Genomic DNA, 19,024 nt, shown 5'->3' on the forward strand with positions numbered 1-19,024 from the left:
GTCATGCCCGCTTTCGCGCCGGAACCTTGGCCGCCCCGGCCTTCCGCGCGGCGGGCTTTCTTGCCGTTCCGGTCTTGCCGGTCGCGCCCGACGACCCGCCCTTGCCGCCCGTGTCGACCGATTTCTTGAGCGCGGCCATCAGGTCGATGACGTTGCCACTGCGTTTCACCGGGGCAGTATCCTCCTCCTCAATGATGCGGCGGCCCTTGGCCTTTTTCTTTTTCTCGATCAGCCGTTCCAGCGCATCGACATAGCGGTCATGGAAGCTGTCGGGCTTGAAAGGCGCGGTCTTCTTTTCAATCAAGGTCTGGGCAAGGTCGAGCAGTTCCGGGTCGGGCTTTGCATCCTCAATCTCGCGGAAATAGCTTTGCGCGCGGTTGACTTCATCGGCATAGCGCAGCGTTTCCAATATCATGCCCCGCCCGCAGGGCTTGAGCGACACGATATATTCCCGCCCGCGCATCGCCAGCTGGCCCAGGCCGACCTTCTTTGACCGGCGCAGCGCCTCGCGCAGGACGATGAAGGCTTCCTCGGCCAGATCGTCGGCGGGGACGACATAATAGGGCCGCTCATAATAGAGCACGTCGATCTCATCCGCGTCGACGAACTGCGTCAATTCCAGCGTCTTCTTGCTTTCCAGCTTGACCGCCTCAATCTCATCGGGTTGCAGCAGGACATAGTCGCCCTTGCTTACCTCATAGCCTTTTACGATGTCCTCAGGCTTCACCGCGCCGAGACCGGGCACGGTCTTTTCATAGCGGACACGCTTGCCACTAGGTTCATGTATCTGGTGAAAGGCGATTTGCGCACCCGACTTGGTCGCGGAATAAATCTCGACCGGGATGGACACGAGAGCCAGCCTGATCTGCCCCTGCCAATAAGCGCGCGCCGCCATGATAATGTGCCTCCTTGCGACAGGGAAAAATGCGCGGGCGCGGTTCGGAGTTCCGCGCGGGCCACGGCAAAGCTGCCGGCAACTCGCTTCCCCGCCCTTACGCGCGCGTATCGAAATCGGACGAAGCGCTTCCGAAGACGGCTGAAATGCCCTAAGCTGCCCGAAATCAGCAGCTGGGACGATATGCCGATGCAATTTCTGCGGACTGCCTTTTGGGTCGTCATCGCCGTAGCCCTCGCCTTTTTCTGCATGGCGAATTATGTGCCCGTCACGGTCCGGCTATGGGGTGACATGGTGATGGAAACCAAGCTGCCGGTCCTGCTGATCGGCGCATTCCTGCTGGGCGCGCTGCCCTTTTGGGTCATGGCGCGGGCCACGCGCTGGCGGATGAAGCGCCGGTTGGAAAGCACCGAGCGCGCTTTGATTGTCGCCACCACTACCCCCGCCCCAACGCCCAGCCCGGCCGATTCTGCGGACATCACCACCCCGCCAACCCCTCCCCTTTCTGCAACAGGAACAGCATGAGCAGCCCGATCTACGTCGCCATCGATACACCCGACCTGGCGAAGGCGCAGGAATTGGCGCAGCGGGTCCACAACCATGTCGGCGGGCTGAAGCTGGGGCTCGAATTTTTCTGCGCCAACGGCCATCACGGCGTGCGGGAGATGATGAAGTTCGACCTGCCGATCTTCCTCGACCTCAAACTGCATGACATTCCCAATACCGTGGCGAAGGCGGTGCAGTCTCTAAACGGCCTGGAACCCGCCGTGCTGACCGTCCATGCAGCGGGCGGGCGAGCGATGCTGGAGGACGCGAAGGCGGCGGCTGGCATCCATACCAAGGTGGTGGCCGTCACGGTGCTGACCAGCCTGGACAATAGTGACCTCACCGACATCGGCGTCGGCGGAAAGGCGGAGGATCAGGTTGCTCGCCTGGCCGACCTGGCGCGCAGTGCGGGCCTGGACGGTATCGTCTGTTCCGGCGAAGAAGTGGCGATGGCGAAACGGGCATGGCCAGACGGCTTTTTCGTCGTGCCCGGTGTCCGGCCTGCGGGCGGCGCAATGGGCGATCAGAAACGCGCCGTCACCCCGCGCGAGGCGCTTGACCGTGGCGCATCCATCCTGGTGGTGGGACGACCGATCAGCCTTGCGGACGATCCCGACTTGGCTGCGCGCGAAATCGAAGCGACATTATAGCAGCTACGAACGTCCGTGTGACCCGCCGCACCGGCGGGCGGGTCAATAGTCCTTCGATATGCGGACGTTCGCGCTTTCCCGTCCCAAGGTCGATATGGCCGCCAACAGGGAGAGCCAGCGGGTCACCTGATATTCTATGCGGGTGGCGGAATAGCCCTGTCCGTCGGTGATCAGCTCCACATAGGTTTTGCGCGTCAGATATTTGCCCGCCGCCAATGATGTGCCCTGCCCCTGGGTCGGGTCGGCGGCGATGATCCGCAGCCGATCCAGCCCGGCGGCCTTGCGCACGGCATTGATCGGGTCCAGCCCGCCGTCGCCCTGAAGCGAGCCGACAGCCGACGCCAGTTGCAGAGCCTCTGGCGCGGACAGGTTGGTGATGGACGTTCCGAACAGGATGCGGGACAAAAGCTCATCCTGCGGCAATGCGGGAATGCTGGTGAAGCTGATATCGGGTTTCAGCCCCGTGCCGCCCACATGGATGGTCGCGGTCAGGTCGTTGACGTCGGCTTCGGCATTGATGTCCAGTGATGGGTTGACCGGCGTGCGCCCGTCAAACTGTATCCTGCCTTCACGCAGTTCGAACCGCCGCCCCGCAAAAGTATAGCCGCCCCGCACCAGTTCCGCCCTGCCCAAAATGGTGGGCGTCGTGACCGTGCCGCCAATGTCCAGATTGGCACGCCATTCGCTGTCGAGGCCAAGCCCGGTGACGGTCAGGCGGTCGCGGGCCTTGGCCTTGATCGCCAGCGCCCAAGGCTTGCCGGTTCGCGGTCGTTCTATTTCATCCCCATTGCGACGCGTTTCGATGACGCGCAATTCGGGGATCTGGGCCACGGCAGCGGCCCGGCCCATAGTGAACCGGCTGCGGTTGAGGATCAGATCGCCGCCGACCGTGCCTGTGGAGCCGTCAGAGCGCAGCGTGATCGGGCCGCTCACGGTCGCGGCGATATCATCCCGCTCCAGCAAGGCGGAGTTGTCGGCCTGAAGCCGCAGGTCCATGGCCACGCCCCCGATACCCGCAAAGGTGAAATTCCCCGCGCCTGTCACCGTGCCGCCATTTCGCGCGGTGGCGGAAAATTCGGAGATGACGAGTTGCGCGCCGGAAAAGCGCCCCCGCGCCTTGACGCCGTTCAGGCGCATGCCGGTAACGGGGCTGTTAATGGCTGCCTTGTCGGTTGCGAGCGACCCGGAAATGACCGGATTGCCCAAAGTGCCACGGGCATCTGCCGACACGCTGACCGGGCCGGAAATATCGACAATCTCCACGCCTGTCAGCCGCCAGAGCGTGTCAGCAGTTCCCTTGAAACGCAGTTGGGCGAACAGGGGCGCGCGGTTGAGCCTTTCCACCAGCCCACCCTGATTGCCAAGCGGGGTCAGCAGCACCTGGCCGCGCCCGATGGTCTGCCCGTCCGCGGCAAAGACCATGCGGGTCGCCAGCCGGTCCTGCGTCAGAATGATATTGACGCCAGCGTCGACAGGCCGCGAACTGAGCGACAGGCCGGAACGAGTAAGGCCCCGCACCCGCAGATCGCCCTTGCCGCTGGGCAAGCCGCCGCGCGTGTGGACATAGGTCAGCGTTCCGGTGGCGGTGCCCCCCAGACCCAGATCATCATAGGCGATGTCGAGAAGCGCGAGGGGCAGCTTGTTCATCCGCGCTTCGACCCGCGTCGTCGCCCCGCTCAATTCCCCGCCCAGTTGCAGCGATCCGCCCGCATAGCTGATGGTCGCCGGGGACAGCCGCCAACCGCCATCGATCCGGGTAAATAGCGCCGCGCGCGTCAGACGGATCGGTCGTGCGTCGACCGTCCCTTTGGCAGTCAGGCGGATGCGGTCCGGTTCGACCTCCGCCTCTCCCTGAAGGTCGAACAGCCGTCCCCGCTGGCCTGACAGGCTGCCCCGGACGACGCCGCGCCCGCCGATCATTTCGGCATTGGCCGTCATCCGGCCCACCAACATGCCGCCCAGGCGCAATCCGCGCGCCTGCATCGCGGCGTTTACGGATGCGCCCGCGGGATCGAGCAGGATGGTCGCGTCCAGCTTGCCGCGCCGCATCGATATGACCGTCGGCCCATCAAAGTTCGCGTCGGTCGCATCCAGCTTCAGCACCAATTGCTGCACAGCGTTGACGGGGGCAAAAGCGATGGAACCCGCGACCGGCCCCGCCACCACCAGCCGTCCATCAAGCCCGCCGGTCACCGGGCGCAGGTCGCCGCTTGCGGTCACGCCTGACACGGCAATCCGCGCCACCCGGACCACGGCCTGGCCGTCACGCGGCAGGATGATCGCGCCATTGCCGGTGAACGGACCCAGGGTGGAGCCCCCTTCGGCGGTAAAATCATATCCCGGTTCGCTGGGCGTCAAACGGGCGTGCAGATCGGTAACACCCAGGGCGTCGAGCGGGCGCGCAAGCACCAGGTCTATGGAAGGGCGCTCGATCCGGCCGTCCAGCGTGAGGCGCAGCGGGCCATATTGCCCATGCCTGCCGCTGCCTTCGAAATGAAAGCTGCGATCCGGGCGACGATAGCCCTGCGCGGTCAGCTTGAGCAAAGGCGCGTCGAGCGACAGGTTGGAAAAGACCAGCCGCCCATCCGGTCCCAGTGACAACCCGCTGCGCACCGTGGGCAGCCCGCCACCAAGCGACCGAAGAAAGCTGTTGTCCAGCCGCCGCATCTTCGCCGCCGCATTGCCGCTAAGGCTGAACGCACCGCCAGCACCCGGCACGGCGCGCAGCCGCGAAACCAGGTCCACAACGCCCAGCCCGCGAATGGCGAGACCCCGGATTTCACCGTCCAATCCAAAATCATATCGGCCAGTCTTCAGGTCGGCCAGCATCAGCAACTTGCCGTCAAGCTTGTCCGAACGGATCGACATGGGATTGCTGACGATCTGCTGCCCCTTGATTTGCAGCACCCCGTTCAGCGCAAAATTGCGCACTATGCCTTCGACCAGTTCTCCCTGACCGTCCAGCCGCCGCGCCTTCAACTGCACGGGGATCAGCGTGGGACCGTTCTTCGCCTTGCGTCCCTTCCCTTCGGCGCGCACGTCGCTGATCAGGGTGCGGTCGAACGCCAATTGTCTGGCCCGAAGCAGATATTCATAGCCAAAGGCCGCGAAAGGTCCGTCCAGACGAATACGCGCTGTGACATCCCGCCCGCGCATCGATTTGAGCAACGCCTGGGGACGAACCAGCTTCATGTCGACCAGCACATTGTCGAGCGCATTGTTCCGCAGGTCGAGCGCACCGTCCGCACTGAGTTCCATCGCGTCGGATCGCAGCGACACAAGGCCATCGATCCGCCGGTTGGCCATGGTCCCCTTCGCGCTCACCGCCAGACGCGGGGCCGACAGGCGGCGGATAAGCCCCTGCCCTGCGATGGCCGATCCTTCGACCGAACCCGTTGCCGAATAGGCCCCACCCCGCGCCGCCAGTCGAAGGTCGACCGCAGGATTGCTGTCCAATGTGCCGGATAATCGGCCGTCCCACCGGGTCCAACTGCCCTGGCCGCGAATGCGCAGATTGGCGTTCTGGCTGAGGCCCGCCATCGCCGCCAGCACCCCGCCCTTGGGGGCGTTGACGGTCACGTCCAGGTCGAACCGGTCGTCGTCCGGGCGGCTGTCCAACGCGATGTTCAGCGCATCGTCGCCATCCAGCAGCCGGGCCGACAGGTCGATCACGGCACGGCGGTCGCGAATGTCGGCATCGCCGGCAATGGTCGCCTGCCGCGCACGCCCCGTCACGCTCTTGTCAATCATCAGCCGGTCGATGGAAAATTGCATCAGGCGGATGTCGAAGCCTGGCAGGATCGGGCCTTCGCGCTGGCTTGGGTTCAGCTTGGGCAATTTGTGCAGCGTGGCGACTGGAATGACCAGGCGGTCGATGTCCAGCCGATTGGACAGCCATGCAAAGGGCCACCAATCCAGCTCGACGCGCGGCGCATCCAGAAATGCGCCCTTGGGATCGGACAGGGTCAGACCATGGAGCACGGCCCGGCGATAGATGCTGCCTTCAATCCGGTCGACATGGATGCGCAGGCCCGATGGCGGGCTGATCCGCCCTATCCGCGAAATCAGGAAGCGGTGGCCCGACGGCGTATCCAGCCAGGTCAGCGCGCCCGCCGCCACCAGCAGTAGCAGAGCGAGCAATCCTGCAATCCACCTCTGCCACGGCCCGTCCCAGGCGCGGTGACGCGCGGTTGCCGGGCGGGGCTGCGACTGGGGCTGAACCTCATCCTCCGCCATCAGAAGGCCTGACCCAGCGAGACGTAGACCGCGACCTTGGGATCGTCCTCTTGCGGATTGAGCGGCGTGCCCACATCGACCCTGATCGGCCCGAAGCTGCTATAATAGCGCACGCCAAGGCCCGCCCCGATCCTCAAATCGCGAAAGCGCGGCACGAAGCTGGTCGATATATTGCCCGCGTCCACGAACGGCACCACACCGAAATTGCCGAAGCGTATCCGCGATTCCAGCGAAAATTCGGCCAAACTCTTGCCGCCGATCGGGTCATTACCGGAATCGCGTGGGCCGATTGCCTGATACCCATAGCCGCGCACCGAAGCCCCGCCCCCTGCATAGAATCGCCGCGACGGCGCGATGCGATCCACGGTAGACCCCAATATGGTGCCGAAGCGCGCACGAGCCGCCATCACGACGCGATCCCCCATAGGCTGATAGACGCTGCCGTCCAGCTGGACGCGGGCATAGCCGAAAGTGCCGTTCTGGAAGGACAGCTCGGGACTTAGACGGCCACCCAGGCGAAAGCCTCTCGTCGGATCGAGCAGATTGTCGCTGCCGTCATGGGTCAGGCTAAGCGGCACGGCTCCGATCAGGAAAGTGCGCCGGTTGCCTCCGCTGAACGCGTCCTTTTCATCCGAAGCGATGAATTCCGCGCCCACACGCCAGACCCATTTCTTTTGAAACAATATGTTGGTCTGCCGCTCGATCGCGCCGGATAGGGTTATGGTTCGCGCGTCATAGGCATCGCGCTTGATGTTGCTGATGGAAACCAGCCCGGTCAGCACATGGTCGCGCCGACGGAAATTGTTGCGCCGATAGGTGGCGGAAGCCGTCTGCTCCTGCGTGCCCAGAACGCCGCGAAACGTCACGGCTCCTTCGGGCGGGAACATGTTGCGGTGCTGCCAGCTGACTTCCGCGCGATAACCTTCGCCGGTGCCATAACCCAATTCCCCGGCGATGGTCCGCAACGGCGCAGGCCGCACATCGACCAACAAATCGACATGCTCCCCATCGCCAGCATCCTTCCGGGTCAGGCCGACCGAGGATACGAGGCCGGTAGCGATGATGGCGCTGCGCAGGTCCTCCACATCGGAAGCCATATAGGGGTCGCCCGGCTGGAAACGGGCGATGCGCTGGACATGGCTGGCGCTGAACAGCTCATCATTCGTCAGCTGGATGGATCCGAACGTCCGATAGGCGCCGGGCGACACGACAATGTCCAGATCGCCCTTGCGCTCTTCATGATCGATATGGACTTCCGGCTCACCCACGGTCGCGAAGGGAAAGCCGCTTTCCGCCAGGGCCAGCGACAGGGCGGCCTGGCCGGACAGGATGGCGTCGGCGTCGACGGCATCGCCCGGCTTCAACGGAAATGCGGCGCGCAACTTCGCCTCGCGCTCGCCCGCCGCCGACAGCCCCTCCAGATCCACGCTGGACAACAGGTAAAGCGTTCCCGGCACGATCCGGAACGTGACCGACAGGCGATCTTCACCCGCAGGTGCGACGGATGAACGGATACGGGCAGCATAATAGCCCTTGGCGCGCAGCAGCCGGTCCAGCAACGCCGTATCTTCCGCAATGCGACGGTTGATCTGCGCCAGGTTGGCCGGCTTGCCTTCGCCCTGCTGCAACACGGACAGATCGCGGAAGCGCGCGTCGAACTGCGCATCGGCGATCTGCTCCACGCCTTTCAGCTGCAACGAATAGCGGTTTTCCTTTGCGGGGTCGGTGAAGTCCCCGGCGGGACTGATCGCTGCGGATGCGGCCTCTGCTTCTGGCTCAACCCCGCCTTCATCCGCCACGACCGGCTCGTCATCAGGCAGCATGTCGGCCACATCATCGGCAGGAAATGGATCGACGCTGTCAGGCTGATCCAGATCGGGCCAGGCGACCCCGATATCAGGCATGGGATCGAGCGGCATCTGTTGATCGTCAGCGACGGCGGGCGGGGCAACGCTTTGCGCCTGCGCTTCAGGCCACAACAGCAGCAGCAGCGGCGCCAAGAGAAGCCGGGCAGCTTGCGGAGTGCCTGAAGTGCGGCAGTTGTTCCGCAAACCGGTGTTCATATCAACGATCTAGACCATTTGGGCAGGGAAGCGCCAGAGCGTATCGTGGGGCAAGCGCGAACGGCGCACCGCTCAAAATGCCAGGTTCAGCCGGTCCATCAATGCGCGCGCGGGGTTGGCCGCCTGCTGCGCCGTTGGCCGCGCCATTTTATCCATGCTGTCCTGCAACCTGGACACCCGATCATATAATTCCTGGCTGGCTTCGATCAGTGCACGCGCAGCGAAGGGAAAGGCCAAGGCCACCTCCGTGTCGGTGCTGGCCGCACGGCCCAGGCGATATTTCTCATCCGTCAGGTCGGCGTCTGCAATCTCCCCCCTCTGCCATGCCCGCTGGCTCAGCAGCCAGGCAATGACGTGCATCAATCGGGTCGTCACCTTGAGCGATTCGCATGCGAAGGATACCCGGCGCAGCGGATCGTCAATCTCGCCCATGCTCGTTTCACGCTGATCGAAATAGGAACGCGCTTCATCCGCCATGACCATGGCCTCCAGATAGAGGCCATCGACCAGCCGTCGATGAAGGCCACGATCAAGGAAACGCGCAGGAGACATGTTTCATTCCTGACATAAAAGTTTCGCCTTGTCAGGCCCGCGTGGCCCCCGTCACGCAGCTTGTCCCATTAAGGGCCGTCTAACCATGGAATTAACCACGAATCGCACGGTGGGCCGGGTTCAGGCGATGATGTCCGGGATCAACGCGTCTTCCAGTAATGCGATTTCGTCACGCAGCCGCAGCTTGCGCTTCTTCAGTCGCGCGACCTGCATCTGGTCGCTGGCCCCGGTGCCGATCAATGCGCCGATGGCGCCATCGAGATCCCTATGCTCGATTCGCAGCAGTTCCAGCCGACGCATAATGTCTTCCCGGCTCAATCGGCACTCTCTTTCCAGGCCATGCTTTCGAATGCCCCTCTGATAGCTTGGCGCAGACCATCGGACCATCGTAAATTTTGGCCCATCCGGTCGCAAAGCGATGCGACCATGAGGACAAAGCCTCAAAATCATGATCTACTCGTTCATCCATCACCTTCACAAGGAGAACGTCATGGAAAATAGCCACATTTCAGCTCTTTCGGCCAAGCATGCAGGGCTTGAGGCACGCATAAAGGCGGAGTCGAGTCGGCCCATGCCTGATGCGATCCTTGTCGCCTCGCTCAAAAAGCAGAAGTTACGCGTGAAAGAGGAAATGTCGGTGGGGAATTAACCCCCGCATAGGCAAAGGGGTCGGATCGGCGCAACAGCCGTCCGACCCTTCGCCATCAGTCGACTGCCATCCATCCATAGCTTAAAATCGGGTCGCGTGACCGCCCGAAAGGAGCGATGTCAGCGCTTTACCTGCCGTGCGTGCTGATGGGTCGAGCGGGGCTGAGTTTTGCTGAGGCTGGAAACCGGCTTGCGCGCCGCTTGCGGGTCGATTTCACGGTCGAACGCGATACCGATCTTGTCCCCGCGCGCCCATACGACCTTGCCCTTCACCCTGCCAACGCCGCGCAGGTCCATGAAAATTTCGATGCCGGAAGGCACCGGCCTTTCACAATCTGCCATCATGCCCGTGGCGGACAGATTACGAACGCGGGCGCGTCCCAGGGGAGCGCCGCCGGTCGACTCGAGGCTGGTGAGTAGAAACAGGCTGTCCCTTGGCCCAGACCGCGCCGGACCCCGCTCACCCAATTCCTGTTCGATGTCCATCATCAACCCTTGCGATGCCCACTGTTTCCAACGGCTTGCCACAGGGCGATGGACAAAGGGTTAATCGTCGCGGGACACCTTTTCCTGGCGCTCGTGCCGCTCCTGGGCCTCCACCGTCATGGTGGCGATCGGCCGGGCTTCCAGACGGCCCAGCGAAATTGGTTCCCCGGTGACTTCGCAATAACCATATTCGCCATCATCGATACGCCGCAGCGCCGCGTCGATCTTGGAAATCAGCTTGCGCTGGCGGTCGCGGGTGCGCAGTTCGATGGACCAGTCGGTTTCGCTGGACGCGCGGTCATTGAGATCGGGTTCACGCAATGGTTCGTTCTGAAGAACCGCCAGAGTGCCTTCGGCCTCCGTCAATATCTGCTTTTTCCAGTCCCACAGTCGCTGCCGGAAATATTCAAGCTGCAGCGGGTTCATAAACTCTTCGTCGGGTGAAGGACGATAGTCGGCGGGAAGGGATACCGCCGATTTTGGCGGATTTTGGCCGTCATTATCGGAATTAAGGACCGATGCCATCTGGCTCTCCGACTCGATAGGCCCCTTCGCGTTTTGCTTTGGGAGCCGTGACTTATGATTGAGCGCGCCTAATAGCCAGCGGCGCGAGGCGACACAAGCGCCATTCCTGGTGGAATGAAAAGCGCCCTCACCCCCGCCTCATCAGCATGCGGTCGCAACATCGCTTTCCGGCTTGTCCAAAGAGGAGGTGGCGGAAAAACAGATACAGGCAGCATCGCGCCCGTTCCACTATGGGACGTTAACCATCATGGTTGAGGCATTCCAACAATTTCTCTCGACTTAGCCCCGACAATCAGAGTTAACGCCATTGAAGTTAACATGTTCTTTTGCCTTTCTACGTGAAGGCGACTGTCCTTCATCTGCCACCGACATGCGGTGACTGGGCTGAAGGACAGGAAGACAAACAAGAGTGGATCACTATGTCGGTACGGATGGCATTGGCTAAATTATGCGCATGCACCTGCGGCGGCGCCCTTATCGGCGGTGGTGCGGTCCATGTCGCGGAAAGCGCGCGCCCGGCAGGGGTCCAGAGCACGAAGAGCGTCAAGGCTGCGCCCAAGCGCTATGCCGCCCGCCCCGTGAAGCGCAAGGTGGTAAAAACCGTCACCGCCTGCGCCCCGCAAACAATCTCTGTAACCACCCAGGCTCCGCCCGTCCCCCTGCCTCCCCCCATGGTGGCCACCGAAATGCCCGTCATGTCAGGCGGTGGTGCTGCGCCGATCATGATGGCTGGCGGCCCCGGATTCGGCGGCGGTGGCTTTATCGGCGGTTTCTTCGGCGGTAGCGGCGGCGGCAGCAGCGGCGGATCAGTGGTAATTTCCTCCACCAGCAGCTCGACGGGTGGCATCAGCAGTTCGACAAGTTCCACAACGGGCGGTGTTTCCACATCGACCGGTGGCGTTTCCACGTCGAGCGGCAATGTCTCGACCTCCAGCGGCAACGTGTCCACCTCCAGTGGCAATGTCTCGACTTCAAGCGGGAACGTGTCCACTTCCAGCGGGAATGTGACGAGCAGCTCTTCTTCGTCCAGTTCCAGCTCCAGTTCGTCGTCATCTTCCTCCAGCTCCTCTTCCAGCAGTTCTGGCGGAAAACCCCATGGGTCGAGCGGGAGCAGCGGCAGCAGTTCTTCGAGCTCTTCGGGCGGTTCTTCAAGTTCATCCAGCTTCGGCAGCACCAGCTCGTCCACCTCATCCAGCAGCTCATCCTCCAGTTCGTCGAGCAGCTCTGGCGGCAGTTCGAGCAGCACTGGCGGAACCGACGTCCCCGCGCCGCCGATGGTCCTGCTGTTCGGAGCAGCGGCGGTCGCGCTGATGGCCCGCCGACGCTTCGCCGAACGGAAGGGCCAGACGGCCTGATCGGCGTTCACAAAAAAGGGGCGGCTCCTTCACGGTGCCGCCCCTTTTTCGTTCAACCGATCGCCTCGCTTCAGCTTTGGGCGATGATCCGTTCGATCTCAGGCACCGGGTGGTTCGCCAAATCCTTGGCAATTTCGCCTACCAGCCGACTTTGCACTTCCTTGTGATAATGTTTGCGCATTTCACCAAGGGAATTGGGCGGGGCCACGACGATCAGCTTGTCGAAATCATTCGCCAGCGCCCGCTGCTTGAGCAGGTCGCTTGCTTCGGCGGCAAACCGAGCTTCTTCCTGCTCATGATAGTCGGTCTTGCCCATGGTCGCTTGCCCGCCATTGGTCGAAGGTGCACGGCCTGACATGTCGGACGACTGTTCGCGGTCGAGTGGGTTATCCTGTGTCTTTACGATTTCCGCTTCCAGATTGGGCGCAAATCGATCACCCCTGTTCCGAAAGAACAGCATCTTGCGCCCATCGGCAACCAGCACCATCGCACCATGATCGATCCACATCGCAGCTTCCTTTCCTTGGTTTGCCTATGGTCAACGGACGGAAGCGCGCAGGGTTGCGCGGTTCAGCGCGGAACGGCATAGGGCTGACCCATGCACGACATCCGCTTCATCCGTGAAAATCCCGCTGCCTTCGATGCGGGCCTCGCCCTGCGCGGCCTTGATCCGCAAAGTGCCGAGATTTTGTCGCTCGATGAACGTAGCCGCGCGATCAAGACCGAACTGCAGCAGGGCCAGGCCCGCCGCAATGAATTGAGCAAGGCCATCGGGCAGGCGATGGCCGCCAAGGACGTCGCGCAGGCGGATGCGCTGAAGGCAGAGGTCGCGGCGCTGAAAGACCGCATGCCCGCGCTGGAGAATGAAGACCGGGCACTGGATGAACAGCTGCAGACCCTGCTCGCCGCCCTTCCCAACCTGCCTGCGTCCGACGTTCCGCAGGGCGCGGATGAAACGGATAATGTAGAGGTCGCCCGCTGGGGTGCCCCGCGCGATTTCGCTTTCGCGCCACAGGATCATGCGGATTTCGGCCCAGCTCTGGGTCTGGATTTTGAAGGCGCGGCGGCTCTGTCAGGCGCGCGCTTTGCAGCGTTGCGCGGCCAGATGGCCCGGCTGCACCGCGCGCTTGCTCAATTCATGCTGGATCGCCAGACCGCCGACAATGGCTATGAGGAAGTGAACCCGCCGTTGCTGGTGCGGGACGAAGCCTTGTTCGGCACGGGCCAGTTGCCGAAATTCGCCGAAGACCTGTTCCGCACGACCGATGGCCGCTGGCTCATCCCCACCGCTGAAGTCAGCCTGACCAATCTGGTTCGCGAGCAGATCGTGGCGACAGGCACCCTGCCCCTGCGCTTCACCGCGCTGACGCCGTGCTTCCGGTCAGAAGCCGGGTCGGCGGGCCGCGACACGCGGGGGTTCATCCGTCAGCATCAATTCGAGAAGGTCGAACTGGTCGCCATCTGCGCACCCGATGAGTCCGAGGCAGAGCATGAACGCATGTGCACGGCGGCGGAGGGCATATTGCAGGCGCTGGAACTGCCCTATCGCAAGATGCTGCTGTGCACCGGCGACATGGGCTTTTCCGCCGCCAAGACCTATGATCTGGAAGTCTGGCTGCCGAGCCAGAAAACCTATCGCGAAATCAGCTCCATCTCCAACTGCGGCGATTTCCAGGCACGGCGCATGAACGCGCGCTACCGGCCAGAAGGCGAAAAGCAGACGCGCTTTCTGCATACGCTCAACGGGTCGGGACTGGCCGTCGGCCGGACGCTGGTCGCAGTGCTGGAAAATTACCAGCAGGAAGACGGCAGCGTAATCGTTCCTGATGTGTTGGCCCCCTATATGGGTGGCGTTACGCGGCTGGAGCCTCGCTAAGGCTTTCGTTTGAATGACGCGGCGTGGCGGGTGAATTGAGGGGGGTCTTGATGCGCGTCCTGCTTTCCAATGTTCACGGGCGCGCACGATGAGGATCATCCCTGCCCGCCCTCCGTTGAGCCAGATCGGGTTCCTGCGTCGGCGATCATCAATGCCGGTGTGGGCCGATCTGACATGGCGTGTGGGGTTGGTGTTCGGTCTGATTGCACTGGTGCTCATATTGCACTGGATCGGTCGCGATGGCCTGAAAGACAATCTGGACGACCATATCAGTTTCATCGATGTGCTCTATTTTACCACGGTCACGGTAACGACCGTGGGCTATGGCGACATCGTGCCGGTCAGCCCGGAAGCCCGGCTGTTCGAAGCATTGCTGGTGACGCCGATCCGATTGTTCGTCTGGCTGATCTTTCTGGGAACGGCCTATCATCTGTTTTTCCGCAACATCCTTTACAGGTGGCGCATGGCTCGCATTCAGGCCGATCTTCATAATCACATCATCGTGACAGGCTTTGGCACCAGTGGCAGCGAAGCCGTCAACGAACTGCTGGCGCGGGGGGTCAATCCGCGTGAGATCGTCGTCGTCGATCCCGAAGAAAAGGCATTGGCCAAGGCCGAAGACCTGGGCTGCAACATCCTGTGCGGCGATTCCACCCGCGACCGGACGCTCAAGGATGTGGCGGTCCATCGCGCCCGGACGCTGATCGTTTCCGCAGGGCGCGACGACACGTCCATCCTCATCACGCTGACCGCGCGGCACCTGGCCCCACACCTTCCCATCAGCATCGTGGTGCGCAACGAAGATAATGAACTGCCCGCGCGCCAGGCGGGGGCGACGACGGTGATCAACCCCGTCAGCTTCGCCGGGCTGTTGCTGGCGGGAAGCACCAGCGGGCCGCACATCGCCGATTATATGGCGGACCTTGCCGCTACCGGCGGTCGGGTGCGGCTGCATGAGCGGGGCGTGCTGGCGGAAGAGATCGGCCAGCCGCTATCGGCGATACAGACGGGGCTGGGCGTGCGCATCTATCGCGGCAGTCGGGTCGTCGGTTTCTGGGAACCCGAAGCAGCCCAGTTGCAACATGGCGACATGATCATAGAGATTGTGGCCGGGGTCGAGGATGACCAAGGGGACAATCCCGCCTGAATCTGCCGCAACAAAGGCTTTGGTGACATGGCGCGCAAAAAACCCTATGTGCGCGCCGATCATGGCAACCAAATTTCCTGAAGCGCCGAAGGTCGGCATGGTGTCGCTGGGCTGTCCCAAGGCACTGGTCGATAGCGAGCGCATCCTTACAAAGCTGCGGTCCGACGGCTATCAGATGTCCGCCGACTATGCCGGCGCTGACGTCGTGCTGGTGAACACCTGCGGCTTTCTCGATTCGGCGAAGGAAGAATCGCTGGAAGCCATTGGCGAGGCGATCGCGGAAAATGGCCGTGTCATCGTCACCGGCTGCATGGGTAATGAAGCGGAACTGATCCGCCAGAAATTCCCTCAGGTGCTGGCCGTCACCGGCGCGCATCAATATGAGGCGGTGGTGAACGCGGTGCATGACGCGTCGCCGCCCGTGCCGAACGCCTTTGTCGATCTGGTCCCCGAAGGCGGCCTGAAACTCACGCCCCGCCACTACAGTTATCTGAAGATTTCGGAGGGCTGCAACCATCGCTGTTCCTTCTGCATCATCCCGTCGATCCGGGGCGATCTTGTCTCGCGGCGTGTGGACGCGGTGCTGCGTGAGGCGGAAAAGCTGGTCCACGCAGGGACCAAGGAATTGCTGGTCATCAGCCAGGATACATCGGCCTATGGCGTCGATACCCGGCATGAAACGCGGTCATGGAAAGGGCGGGACGTTCGCGCCCACATGACCGACCTGGCGCGCGAACTTGGACAGTTGCGCACCGCCGACGGCACGCCGCCATGGGTACGGTTGCACTATGTTTACCCCTACCCCCATGTGGATCACGTCATTGCGCTGATGGCGCAAGGGCTGCTGACGCCCTATCTCGACATCCCCTTCCAGCATGCCTCACCCAATGTGCTGAAAGCCATGAAGCGGCCCGCCAATGAGGCCAAGGTGCTGGACCGCATCCACAACTGGCGGTCGATCTGCCCGGATATCACCATCCGGTCCTCCTTTGTCGTCGGCTTTCCCGGCGAGACGGAGCAGGATTTCCAATATCTGCTGGATTGGCTGGACGAAGCGCAGTTGGACCGGGTCGGCGCATTCCGTTTCGAGCCGGTCGAAGGCGCTGCCGCCAACGACTTGCCGGGCGCAGTGCCGGAAGAGGTGAAGGAAGAACGCTACCAGCGCATCATGGAAAAGACCGCCGCGATCAGCGCTGCCAAGTTGAGCGCGAAGGTTGGTCGTGTGCTTCCGGTCATTCTGGATGAAGTTGGCGAAGCGGACGAAGATGGCACTATCGGCGCCACCGGACGCAGCCAGGCGGACGCGCCGGAGATCGACGGCAGCGTTTTCCTGCGCGACGTCGGTGAGGGACGGAAAGCCGGGGACATTTTCAATGTGCTGATCGAGGACGCCGACGAGCACGACCTGTATGGCGTGCCCGTCACCGTCTGATCACCAGCTAACCTTTCGCAAAGGCGTCCTGATATTCCGTCTTGATCGCGTTCCGCATGGCCGCATCGACGGGCAGGAATACCTCATAACTGCCTTCCGAATATGGTCCGGCGCTGTAGGGACCGATCACCACGGTCACGCCGTCGATCAGCTTGCCGCTCTTTGACGTGAGCGTCAGTACCTCCTTCATCGGATCGATGCAGGCGGAGAAAGGATCGTCACCCCTCGGCGCGATCGGCCCTCCGCGCTTGGCGGCCCGCGCCTTGTCCAATCCAGTGCAAAAACGGTCGTGGATCGCGTCTGCAAAGGCTGTGGGGGAGGTCATGACCGCCTGAAAGCTGGTTTCGCGGCGGCGGACCTTGTCCCACAGCAGAGCCTTGTAGCCGGTCATCCCGTGCGCGCCGCCGGTATAGCTGTAGGTCGACGATTGCAGCGCCAGAAACCGGGGCGTGTCCGCGCTCACCGTCCAGCGCGTTTCAAGGCTATGCGCGTGAAAGGGAAAGCCCGACTCGCGCGCCGACTTCCTGTCCTGCTCCGCCATTTTCAGTGCGTCCGCCTTGCCCTCCGTCATGTCCTTGCGCAACTTGGCCCTCAGTTCGGGAACGGCGGACACTTGCGCTGGCCAGGCGTAGAGAAATTCCAGGACCCCGGACTTGCTCGATTCCTCGAACGGTTCGGCGGTGACAGCGGGGGGAGCGTCCGCGCCTGCCATGCGATTGAGAAAATTGGTGGCGGCGACGTCGGCAGGGCCGTCCTGGTTGGCGACTTCGTCCGGGCCAGATGCCGAACAGGCACAAAGCAGCAGGGCCGCTCCTGCGAACGGCCCTGTGCGCAACATCGATAGACGCCTCAATGCGCTTTAGCCGCCAGACAACGCTCGCTGATGGCCTTGCGCGTATAGCTGCTTTGCAGCGCCACGCCCGCATTGGGCCAGCCTTCTGCAACCAGCGCCTTTTCGACCGCATGTGCGCCATCGTAGCGCCCGCTTTCGGCCAGTATATAAGCGCGGGCACGAAGCGCCTGGAGGCGGCCATCTTCGCTATGCATCATCGCTTCTCTCCTTATTGCCATTGCATTCAATCTAAACCCGCCAGCCCTTTTAGCAAAGGGCCGCCAGCCGGAATGAGCCTGTGAAGGGACGAAAATTGCGCTTTCCAACATGGCTGGCATTGTCCAGAGTTGGGGACATGACCGAATTTTCCGAACTGCTCAAAGCGGACAACAATCAACCCGCGCATATGATCCAGATCGTGGACGCAGCGGGCTTTGAAACATGGCTCGCCGCGCAACCCGACCGCGTGCGGGCAATCGTCGCTGCCCAGAAATTCAGCGGCAAAGGCTATGAACATGCGATCATTCCGGGCGAAGGACCGGCGGATTGGTCGGTCGTCACGGGCGTGGCGAACCAGGCAAATCTGTCCGCCTGGTGCCTGGCCAAGCTGGCGGAAATCCTGCCCGAAGGCCACTATCGCCTTGCGCAAGGCCAGGCTGGACCTGCGACGCTGGGCTGGATGACGGCGCAATATCGTTTCGACCGCTACCGCAAGGATGAAGCCCCGCCCGGCCCCCGCGTCCTGCTGACCGAAGAAGTGGCTAAGATCGACGCGCAGGTCAGGCTGGCGGAGGCGGTCGCCCTGGTCCGCGATCTGGTGAATACGCCTGCCGCCGACATGGGTCCTTCTCAACTGGAGGATGCCGCGCGCGCTGTCGCAGAAGAATTCGGCGCGAGCATGACCGTGACGCGGGGCGATGCGCTGGAACAGGGTTTCCCCATGATCCACGCCGTCGGGCGCGCCGCGGGCAAGGATTTCGCGCCGCGCCTGATCGAACTGCGCTGGGGCGATCCGTCCCACCCGCATGTTGCCGTAGTGGGCAAGGGCATATGCTTCGACAGCGGCGGGCTGGACATCAAGCCTTCCTCCGCCATGCGATTGATGAAGAAGGATATGGGCGGGGCTGCTCATGCGCTGGCTCTTGCGCGCCTCATCATGGGTGCCCGGTTGCCGGTGCGGCTGCATCTGTTGATACCGGCTGCCGAAAATGCGGTGGGAGCGAACGCCTTTCGCCCCGGCGACATATTGCACAGCCGCAATGGATTGACGGTGGAGATCGGCAATACCGACGCCGAAGGACGCCTGGTCCTGGGCGATGCGCTGGCGCTGGCGGGCGAAGATAGTCCCGAACTGATCATCGACTATGCGACATTGACGGGCGCGGCCCGTGTTGCGGTGGGGCCGGACCTCCCAGCCCTGTTCACGAATGACGAAGGTCTGGCGACGGACATGGAGGAAGCGGGCAAGGAGGCTGACGATCCCAGCTGGCGATTGCCCTTGTGGGACGGCTATGCCGACATGCTGAAGTCGGACATTGCCGACATCAACAATGCCGGTGAGGGAGGATTTGCAGGCGCAATCACCGCTGCACTGTTCCTGAAACGCTTCGTGCCGGAAGACACGAAATGGATGCACCTAGACACTTTCGCATGGCGTCCATCCGCGCGTCCGGGCCGCCCCAAGGGTGGCGAGGCCTTGGGGCTTCGGTCGGTTTTCCATCTTTTGCAACGACGCTACGGTACGCCCGCGCAGAAATGATCCTTGCAGGCAAGTCCGTTAC

The 19,024-nt window shown here is 62.6% G+C and carries 18 protein-coding genes; 7 read left to right on the forward strand and 11 right to left on the reverse strand.

Annotation, left to right across the window (positions count from 1 at the left end; translation table 11 throughout):
* Window position 1: 1 nt before the first annotated feature.
* Complete coding sequence (gene ku, locus FHS54_RS10145; protein WP_167303715.1) at window positions 2-895, reverse strand: non-homologous end joining protein Ku; 894 nt, start codon at window positions 893-895, stop codon at window positions 2-4.
* Between the two features lie 189 nt (window positions 896-1,084).
* On the opposite strand from ku, the gene FHS54_RS10150 reads away from it, so the two are divergent.
* Window positions 1,085-1,420, forward strand: a complete 336-nt coding sequence (locus FHS54_RS10150) for a lipopolysaccharide assembly protein LapA domain-containing protein (RefSeq protein WP_167304370.1) — start codon at window positions 1,085-1,087, stop codon at window positions 1,418-1,420.
* Window positions 1,417-2,091 (forward strand): orotidine-5'-phosphate decarboxylase, encoded by a 675-nt coding sequence (pyrF, locus tag FHS54_RS10155; protein WP_167303716.1) that lies wholly within the window; start codon window positions 1,417-1,419, stop codon window positions 2,089-2,091. Before FHS54_RS10150 ends, pyrF begins: the two co-directional genes overlap by 4 nt.
* Before the next feature lie 42 nt (window positions 2,092-2,133).
* Here pyrF and FHS54_RS10160 read toward each other — a convergent pair whose 3' ends face one another.
* From FHS54_RS10160 to FHS54_RS10175, 4 genes are all read right to left on the reverse strand, one after another.
* Window positions 2,134-6,327, reverse strand: coding sequence for a translocation/assembly module TamB domain-containing protein (locus FHS54_RS10160; protein ID WP_167303717.1), 4,194 nt, complete (start codon window positions 6,325-6,327; stop codon window positions 2,134-2,136).
* A complete protein-coding gene (locus FHS54_RS10165) occupies window positions 6,327-8,390 on the reverse strand; it encodes an autotransporter assembly complex protein TamA (RefSeq protein WP_167303718.1) in 2,064 nt (687 codons plus the stop codon). Before FHS54_RS10165 ends, FHS54_RS10160 begins: the two co-directional genes overlap by 1 nt.
* 72 nt (window positions 8,391-8,462) lie before the next feature.
* Entirely contained in the window at window positions 8,463-8,942 is a 480-nt protein-coding gene (locus tag FHS54_RS10170) for a DUF1465 family protein (protein ID WP_167303719.1), read from the reverse strand.
* A gap of 120 nt (window positions 8,943-9,062) precedes the next feature.
* Window positions 9,063-9,242, reverse strand: coding sequence for a YdcH family protein (locus FHS54_RS10175; RefSeq protein ID WP_167303720.1), 180 nt, complete (start codon window positions 9,240-9,242; stop codon window positions 9,063-9,065).
* 190 nt (window positions 9,243-9,432) lie between these two features.
* Here FHS54_RS10175 and FHS54_RS10180 point away from each other — a divergent pair, with 190 nt between their 5' ends.
* Window positions 9,433-9,591: a YdcH family protein gene (locus FHS54_RS10180; RefSeq protein ID WP_167303721.1), complete on the forward strand. Its 159-nt coding sequence runs from the start codon at window positions 9,433-9,435 to the stop codon at window positions 9,589-9,591.
* Between the two features lie 119 nt (window positions 9,592-9,710).
* On the opposite strand, the gene FHS54_RS10185 is transcribed toward FHS54_RS10180, so the two are convergent.
* The 4 genes from FHS54_RS10185 to FHS54_RS10200 form a co-directional block, all read right to left on the reverse strand.
* Window positions 9,711-10,076 (reverse strand): PilZ domain-containing protein, encoded by a 366-nt coding sequence (locus tag FHS54_RS10185; RefSeq protein ID WP_167304372.1) that lies wholly within the window; start codon window positions 10,074-10,076, stop codon window positions 9,711-9,713.
* 60 nt (window positions 10,077-10,136) lie between these two features.
* Window positions 10,137-10,601, reverse strand: a complete 465-nt coding sequence (gene dksA, locus FHS54_RS10190; protein WP_167303722.1) for an RNA polymerase-binding protein DksA — start codon at window positions 10,599-10,601, stop codon at window positions 10,137-10,139.
* Window positions 10,602-11,163: 562 nt separating this feature from the next.
* On the reverse strand, window positions 11,164-11,967 hold the full coding sequence (locus FHS54_RS10195; RefSeq protein ID WP_243855729.1) for a hypothetical protein: 804 nt from the start codon (window positions 11,965-11,967) through the stop codon (window positions 11,164-11,166).
* Between the two features lie 59 nt (window positions 11,968-12,026).
* Window positions 12,027-12,464: a host attachment family protein gene (locus FHS54_RS10200; protein ID WP_167303723.1), complete on the reverse strand. Its 438-nt coding sequence runs from the start codon at window positions 12,462-12,464 to the stop codon at window positions 12,027-12,029.
* Between the two features lie 90 nt (window positions 12,465-12,554).
* Here FHS54_RS10200 and serS point away from each other — a divergent pair, with 90 nt between their 5' ends.
* The 3 genes from serS to rimO all read left to right on the forward strand — a co-directional run bounded on the left by serS (window position 12,555) and on the right by rimO (window position 16,411).
* A complete protein-coding gene (gene serS, locus FHS54_RS10205) occupies window positions 12,555-13,832 on the forward strand; it encodes a serine--tRNA ligase (protein WP_167303724.1) in 1,278 nt (425 codons plus the stop codon).
* An 88-nt stretch (window positions 13,833-13,920) separates the two neighbouring features.
* A complete protein-coding gene (locus FHS54_RS10210) occupies window positions 13,921-14,979 on the forward strand; it encodes a potassium channel family protein (RefSeq protein ID WP_167303725.1) in 1,059 nt (352 codons plus the stop codon).
* Window positions 14,980-15,025: 46 nt separating this feature from the next.
* On the forward strand, window positions 15,026-16,411 hold the full coding sequence (gene rimO, locus FHS54_RS10215) for a 30S ribosomal protein S12 methylthiotransferase RimO (RefSeq protein WP_208404884.1): 1,386 nt from the start codon (window positions 15,026-15,028) through the stop codon (window positions 16,409-16,411).
* A gap of 7 nt (window positions 16,412-16,418) precedes the next feature.
* Here the strand turns inward: rimO and FHS54_RS10220 are convergent, their stop codons facing one another.
* Together FHS54_RS10220 and FHS54_RS10225 are read right to left on the reverse strand one after the other, a co-directional pair.
* Window positions 16,419-17,249 carry a DUF4163 domain-containing protein gene (locus tag FHS54_RS10220; RefSeq protein ID WP_167303727.1) on the reverse strand — a complete coding sequence of 277 codons (831 nt, stop codon included), beginning with the start codon at window positions 17,247-17,249 and terminating at the stop codon, window positions 16,419-16,421.
* Window positions 17,250-17,260: 11 nt separating this feature from the next.
* A complete protein-coding gene (locus FHS54_RS10225; protein ID WP_167303728.1) occupies window positions 17,261-17,461 on the reverse strand; it encodes a hypothetical protein in 201 nt (66 codons plus the stop codon).
* A 137-nt stretch (window positions 17,462-17,598) separates the two neighbouring features.
* Here FHS54_RS10225 and FHS54_RS10230 point away from each other — a divergent pair, with 137 nt between their 5' ends.
* A complete protein-coding gene (locus FHS54_RS10230) occupies window positions 17,599-19,002 on the forward strand; it encodes a leucyl aminopeptidase family protein (protein WP_167303729.1) in 1,404 nt (467 codons plus the stop codon).
* Window positions 19,003-19,024: the final 22 nt, after the last annotated feature.

It is taken from the genome of Sphingobium vermicomposti (assembly GCF_011762025.1).
Taxonomy (GTDB): Bacteria; Pseudomonadota; Alphaproteobacteria; order Sphingomonadales; family Sphingomonadaceae; genus Sphingobium; species Sphingobium vermicomposti.

Coding starts and splice junctions, on each gene's coding strand:
- FHS54_RS10175 (WP_167303720.1), bottom strand. CDS start 9,242: ATGCGTCGGCTGGAACTGCTGCGAATCGAGCATAGGGATCTCGATGGC.
- ku (WP_167303715.1), bottom strand. CDS start 895: ATGGCGGCGCGCGCTTATTGGCAGGGGCAGATCAGGCTGGCTCTCGTG.
- pyrF (WP_167303716.1), top strand. CDS start 1,417: ATGAGCAGCCCGATCTACGTCGCCATCGATACACCCGACCTGGCGAAG.
- FHS54_RS10200 (WP_167303723.1), bottom strand. CDS start 12,464: ATGTGGATCGATCATGGTGCGATGGTGCTGGTTGCCGATGGGCGCAAG.
- FHS54_RS10160 (WP_167303717.1), bottom strand. CDS start 6,327: ATGGCGGAGGATGAGGTTCAGCCCCAGTCGCAGCCCCGCCCGGCAACC.
- rimO (WP_208404884.1), top strand. CDS start 15,026: ATGTGCGCGCCGATCATGGCAACCAAATTTCCTGAAGCGCCGAAGGTC.
- FHS54_RS10210 (WP_167303725.1), top strand. CDS start 13,921: ATGAGGATCATCCCTGCCCGCCCTCCGTTGAGCCAGATCGGGTTCCTG.
- FHS54_RS10220 (WP_167303727.1), bottom strand. CDS start 17,249: ATGTTGCGCACAGGGCCGTTCGCAGGAGCGGCCCTGCTGCTTTGTGCC.
- FHS54_RS10225 (WP_167303728.1), bottom strand. CDS start 17,461: ATGATGCATAGCGAAGATGGCCGCCTCCAGGCGCTTCGTGCCCGCGCT.
- FHS54_RS10165 (WP_167303718.1), bottom strand. CDS start 8,390: ATGAACACCGGTTTGCGGAACAACTGCCGCACTTCAGGCACTCCGCAA.
- FHS54_RS10170 (WP_167303719.1), bottom strand. CDS start 8,942: ATGTCTCCTGCGCGTTTCCTTGATCGTGGCCTTCATCGACGGCTGGTC.
- FHS54_RS10150 (WP_167304370.1), top strand. CDS start 1,085: ATGCAATTTCTGCGGACTGCCTTTTGGGTCGTCATCGCCGTAGCCCTC.
- serS (WP_167303724.1), top strand. CDS start 12,555: ATGCACGACATCCGCTTCATCCGTGAAAATCCCGCTGCCTTCGATGCG.
- dksA (WP_167303722.1), bottom strand. CDS start 10,601: ATGGCATCGGTCCTTAATTCCGATAATGACGGCCAAAATCCGCCAAAA.
- FHS54_RS10180 (WP_167303721.1), top strand. CDS start 9,433: ATGGAAAATAGCCACATTTCAGCTCTTTCGGCCAAGCATGCAGGGCTT.
- FHS54_RS10185 (WP_167304372.1), bottom strand. CDS start 10,076: ATGGACATCGAACAGGAATTGGGTGAGCGGGGTCCGGCGCGGTCTGGG.
- FHS54_RS10230 (WP_167303729.1), top strand. CDS start 17,599: ATGACCGAATTTTCCGAACTGCTCAAAGCGGACAACAATCAACCCGCG.